We start from the raw sequence: 4,078 nt of genomic DNA on the forward strand, positions 1-4,078 counted from the left end.
AAGCTGCGTCGGGCGACGACCTTGAGCTGATCGTCGAGGACGCACAGGACGATGGTCTTCTTGTGGAGGTCGATGCCGACGTGGTGCACGGGAGTCCTCCGGTTCGGTGGGGCAGGAGTTCGGTTCTGCACCTCCAGTCTTCCACCGGCTCGGGGCCCCGGGCCCCGTCGGCTCGACCTCCCCTCTCATAGTTTCAATGACTTCGGCGCAACGCATTGGGAAATAAGAGAAACCGGCCGATCCCGCCCGCCCTTGCCGGGCGCACCGGGCCGGATCGCCGGAGCGCACCGGGCCCGAGAGTCGGGCGGACCGAGGCGCGCACCGGCTCGATCGCCGGGCCTCGATCGGCCCCGTCCTCGGCGAGGAGGAGGCGGGTTCCGGGGCGTCGCCGAACCGGAATCCGATTCTTCTCGTAATGTCCGCGGCCGAGGAGGCGTCCAAAGGGGCGCCACCATTAAGACGGACGACGATCCTGCCGGCCCGCTCATCTCCGGGGCCGATCGGCCCTCGCCGGCGGGAACCGTGTCCGATCGCGGCACAGATCTTGCGACTCGACCAAGGGGGCTCTCGAGGTCCAGCCGATCTTCGGGGTCCTCCCTCTCGGATTCGGATCCAGCGGCCCGGTGTGCCATGCTTCCGTGCATGGCCTAGGATGGAAGTGGGGGCCGGCCGCACGATGGAGGCGATCCGGCACCGACCATGCTCCGTGGGCCTCGACGAGGAGTCACGACGATGAACCAGAGCGCCTCGGAACTCGCTGTCACCCTGTCTCCCGAGCTGTACGAGGTCCTTCGCCGGGAGGCCGAGCGCCTCGGCCTGGCGATCGAGTGGCTGATCGCCTCGCTGGTCGTCGACACGGTTGACGACGGGTTTTCCATCGGGCCGGTCGTCGCGGCCTGATCGGCCTGGCTCGCTCGATCCCCTCCCGGGAGCGGATCGCGCCGAAGGCGATCGCCCGGGGGCTGGCAAGACCTCCGCTGGCTGGGGGTGATCGCGGTGTCCGGGGGCGGTGCGACGCCGCTCCCGAGGCCGGCGGCTCTCCCCAGTCTCGCCGAGCTGGCGAGCGGGTCGCGACGACGCGAGCCGCCCTCAGCCCACCCTCAGTGACCGGACGGGGTCCGGACGTCGAGCGCGAAGAACCTCGGCCGCTGGTCCGGGGGCCGGCGGCGGTCGTACATCAGGCCGAGCACCAGGCCCGGGGCCACCTCGCGCAGCTCGTCCCGGTAGGGGCGGTAGATCCGAGAGGTCCGCTGGTAGTCCAGGATCAGGGCCGGGCCGCCGTCGAGCCAGGATTCGGCGTAGTACAGCTCGCCGGGGACCGACCGCACGCCGAAGAACCGGTTCTCGGCGATCCCCGCCGCCGGGTCGAAGAGCTTCCCCTGCCAGACGAGCCGACCGACCCGGGACGCCGGGACCGCCAGGGCCGATCCCGGCATGACCACCGGGCGGCCGACGACCCTCCCGGCCGGGATCCCGGCCGGCGGCGACTGGCGATAGAGCGCCTCCAGCGCGGCGGGGTCGAGCCGGACCAGGTCATCCAGGGTCCGGACCGCCAGGCCCGGGGGAGGGGGAGGGATCTCCCCGCCTTGCGCCGACGCCCGGACGGCGACCGCCCCGACGACGACCACCGCGAGCACGACCCGAGCGACGGCTCCTCCCATGAGCGCGAGCCTCCCGTCCCGATCTGGACCGGCGATCTTCCCGGGGCTGGAGCGGCCCCCTCTCCGTTCGTTCGGGATCGGCCCTCCCGCCCGTCGGACTCCACGCCGTCCCGGCCTCCTCGGGGCCCGACCGGGTCAAATCCGGATCAACCCCGAGCCTCCCGGCGCCGGCGATCGGCCAGCCCGGAGGGGGGCGGGCCCATCCTCGGGCCGGGTCGCAGCGGGGCGATCGTCCGGGGGGCGTTCGGGTCGTCGTCGCGGTACTCCCGGTCGACCCAGGACCGGAACCGCTCCGGGGAGTGCTCCCTCCCCTCGGCCTTCAGCCAGTCGCGATACTCCTCGAACGGCTCGTGCAGCCGCTCCGGGCCGCCGATCGGCACGTGGCCGTACCGCAGCGAGAACGCCTCGAGCGCCTCCTCCGGCGGCCGGCCGACGACGACCATCAGGTACAGGCCGCTGACCAGCCCGGTTCGGTCCGCCCCCGACTTGCAGTGGATCAACAGCGGATACCGGCACCGCTCCAGCAGGTCGATCAGCGCGAGCAGCTCCGCCCGGGAGGGCCGGCGGGTGGCGCTCATCGGGAAGTCGTAGAAGTCGATCCCTAGGCGATCGGTCGCCTCGACCTCGTCGGCGTACCAGGAATCGGCGTAGGAGCCCCCCCTCAGGTTCAGGACCGACCCCGGCCGGTAGGACTCCAGCAACTCGGCCAGATTTCCCTTAGGCTGGGCGCAGCGGTAGACCCGGCCGGGATCGACCTCGCCGACGTTCCCCAGCAGCAGAGGACGGTGGAAGACCCCCGCCGCCGCCGCCGCCAGGCCCAGGACGACGATCGCCGCCCTCCCGACCCTCCGGAGCCGACGGGCCCGACGGCCCCCGGCCCCCTCGACCCGAGGATGCTGCTCGACCACGGCGGTTGCGTCCTTTCCCCCGCTCCCCGGGATCGGTACAAAAAGGACCCGGCCCGGCGGGCCCCTCGGCCCCCTGACCCGACCCGGTGCGGCCGGCCACTCTGATCGAGGCCGAGCCCCTGGTCAATGCCAGTCGCCCGGCTCGGCCGTTCTCCGGTTCCCCCCCCCTCCGAGGGCCTCCTCCCGTGTCCTGGCCGATCAAGGTGCTCCTGCTCGCCCTCGGAGGCGCCCTGGGCGCCAACGCCCGCTACTGGCTCGGCCTCTGGGTCGCCGGCTGGGCCGGGACCCGGTTCCCCTGGGCGACCCTCCTGATCAACGTCTCCGGCAGCTTCCTGCTCGGCTTCCTCGCCTCCGCCTTCGACCGCTGGCGTCCCTCCCCCTCCCCCAGTTCCGAGGCCCTGACCCTGCTGGTCCTCGTCGGCCTGCTGGGCGGGTACACCACCTTCTCCACCTTCGCGCTGGAATCCCTCCGGCTCTGGCACGAGCCCTCCTGGATCCGCAGCCTCGGCTACCTGACCCTCAGCGCCACCGCCGGGCTCCTCGCCGCCAGCCTTGGCGTCGCCTCCGCCCGCCTGCTCTCCGACACCCTCTCCTGACCCCCGGCCGGACAACCGGAACACCAAACCCCCGAATCGCGTGTTGACACCCGCCCTCGTTCCCCGATAATGTCTCTCGCCGAGGAAGATCGGTTTCCGCACCGCATCTTCCCCCTCCTCGGGAGAGGTGGCTGAGTGGCTGAAAGCGGCGGTTTGCTAAACCGTTAGTCGGGGTCAAACCCGGCTCGGGGGTTCGAATCCCCCCCTCTCCGCTCGGAACCGACAGAACGCGACAAATCCCCCCAGAGTCAAGGGGTTGCGCCTCGTCCGAGGCCAGCCCCTTTCGCGTTTCATCCCGTCGGGAACCGACGCCATCCGACCCGATCCGTCCCCAATCTGCTACCCACCTCCGGACCGAAGATCCCGGTCTCTCGGCAGTCATCGACGCCTGGCCCGGACTGCCTGAGGCTGTTAGGGCCGGCATCGTGGCGATGATCCGAGCTGCCTCGGGGAACGGGTGTGGCCGATGAACTCTCGGCCCGATCGGCGGATCAGAACGGCGGATTCCCCTTCGTCCGATTCGGAACCGATTGGCATAGACTGGCCACGCTCGAAGACTTCCCGTTCAGCCGCCGCGAAACCGTTGCACGCCATATCCGCGATGGATAGTCATCCGACAGGAACCGCCTCAAGCTGTTAAATCGCGACAACTGGCCCAGCCGATAGCTTTACAGAGCCAGCCGATCATCTAGAATGGTCGTGCAGAGGCGAATCAATGCCCCGGCAACCAAGCGCATAACAATGAGCCTTGAAACGCTTTACGACCAGAGTCCTGAACTAGCTCATGGCTCTGTCGCAAAGAGAGCCGAAATGGGGGTGGGCCCGGTTGACAGTTTCGATGGAAGGGGAGGCACCTTCGTGGTGGACTGGGTCACAGCGACAATCGCCAGCACCCCGAAGGGCCCCCCCGATG

Annotated in this window: 4 protein-coding genes and 1 tRNA gene; 3 read left to right on the plus strand and 2 right to left on the minus strand. The window is 70.2% G+C overall.

Annotated features, from left to right (window positions below; all coding sequences use genetic code 11):
* Positions 1-732: 732 nt before the first annotated feature.
* Complete coding sequence (locus TsocGM_RS26670; RefSeq protein WP_199756916.1) at positions 733-900, plus strand: hypothetical protein; 168 nt, start codon at positions 733-735, stop codon at positions 898-900.
* A 200-nt stretch (positions 901-1,100) separates the two neighbouring features.
* Here TsocGM_RS26670 and TsocGM_RS25465 read toward each other — a convergent pair whose 3' ends face one another.
* Both TsocGM_RS25465 and TsocGM_RS25470 read right to left on the minus strand, forming a co-directional pair.
* A complete protein-coding gene (locus TsocGM_RS25465) occupies positions 1,101-1,661 on the minus strand; it encodes a hypothetical protein (RefSeq protein ID WP_126728274.1) in 561 nt (186 codons plus the stop codon).
* Between the two features lie 146 nt (positions 1,662-1,807).
* On the minus strand, positions 1,808-2,569 hold the full coding sequence (locus TsocGM_RS25470) for a tyrosine-protein phosphatase (protein ID WP_233579201.1): 762 nt from the start codon (positions 2,567-2,569) through the stop codon (positions 1,808-1,810).
* A 185-nt stretch (positions 2,570-2,754) separates the two neighbouring features.
* Between TsocGM_RS25470 and crcB the strand changes: the two genes are divergently transcribed.
* The gene (crcB, locus tag TsocGM_RS25475) at positions 2,755-3,165 is read left to right on the plus strand and encodes a fluoride efflux transporter CrcB (RefSeq protein WP_199756917.1); all 411 of its coding nucleotides are present in this window, start codon (positions 2,755-2,757) and stop codon (positions 3,163-3,165) included.
* 121 nt (positions 3,166-3,286) lie between these two features.
* Positions 3,287-3,377 (plus strand) — tRNA-Ser (locus TsocGM_RS25480).
* Positions 3,378-4,078 lie beyond the last annotated feature (701 nt).

The sequence above is a fragment of the Tautonia sociabilis genome (assembly GCF_003977685.1).
Taxonomy (GTDB): Bacteria; Planctomycetota; Planctomycetia; order Isosphaerales; family Isosphaeraceae; genus Tautonia; species Tautonia sociabilis.

What these genes read in the sequence shown, in the direction of transcription:
- TsocGM_RS26670 (WP_199756916.1), top strand. Translation starts at nt 733, where the DNA reads ATGAACCAGAGCGCCTCGGAACTCGCTGTCACCCTGTCTCCCGAGCTG.
- TsocGM_RS25465 (WP_126728274.1), bottom strand. Translation starts at nt 1,661, where the DNA reads ATGGGAGGAGCCGTCGCTCGGGTCGTGCTCGCGGTGGTCGTCGTCGGG.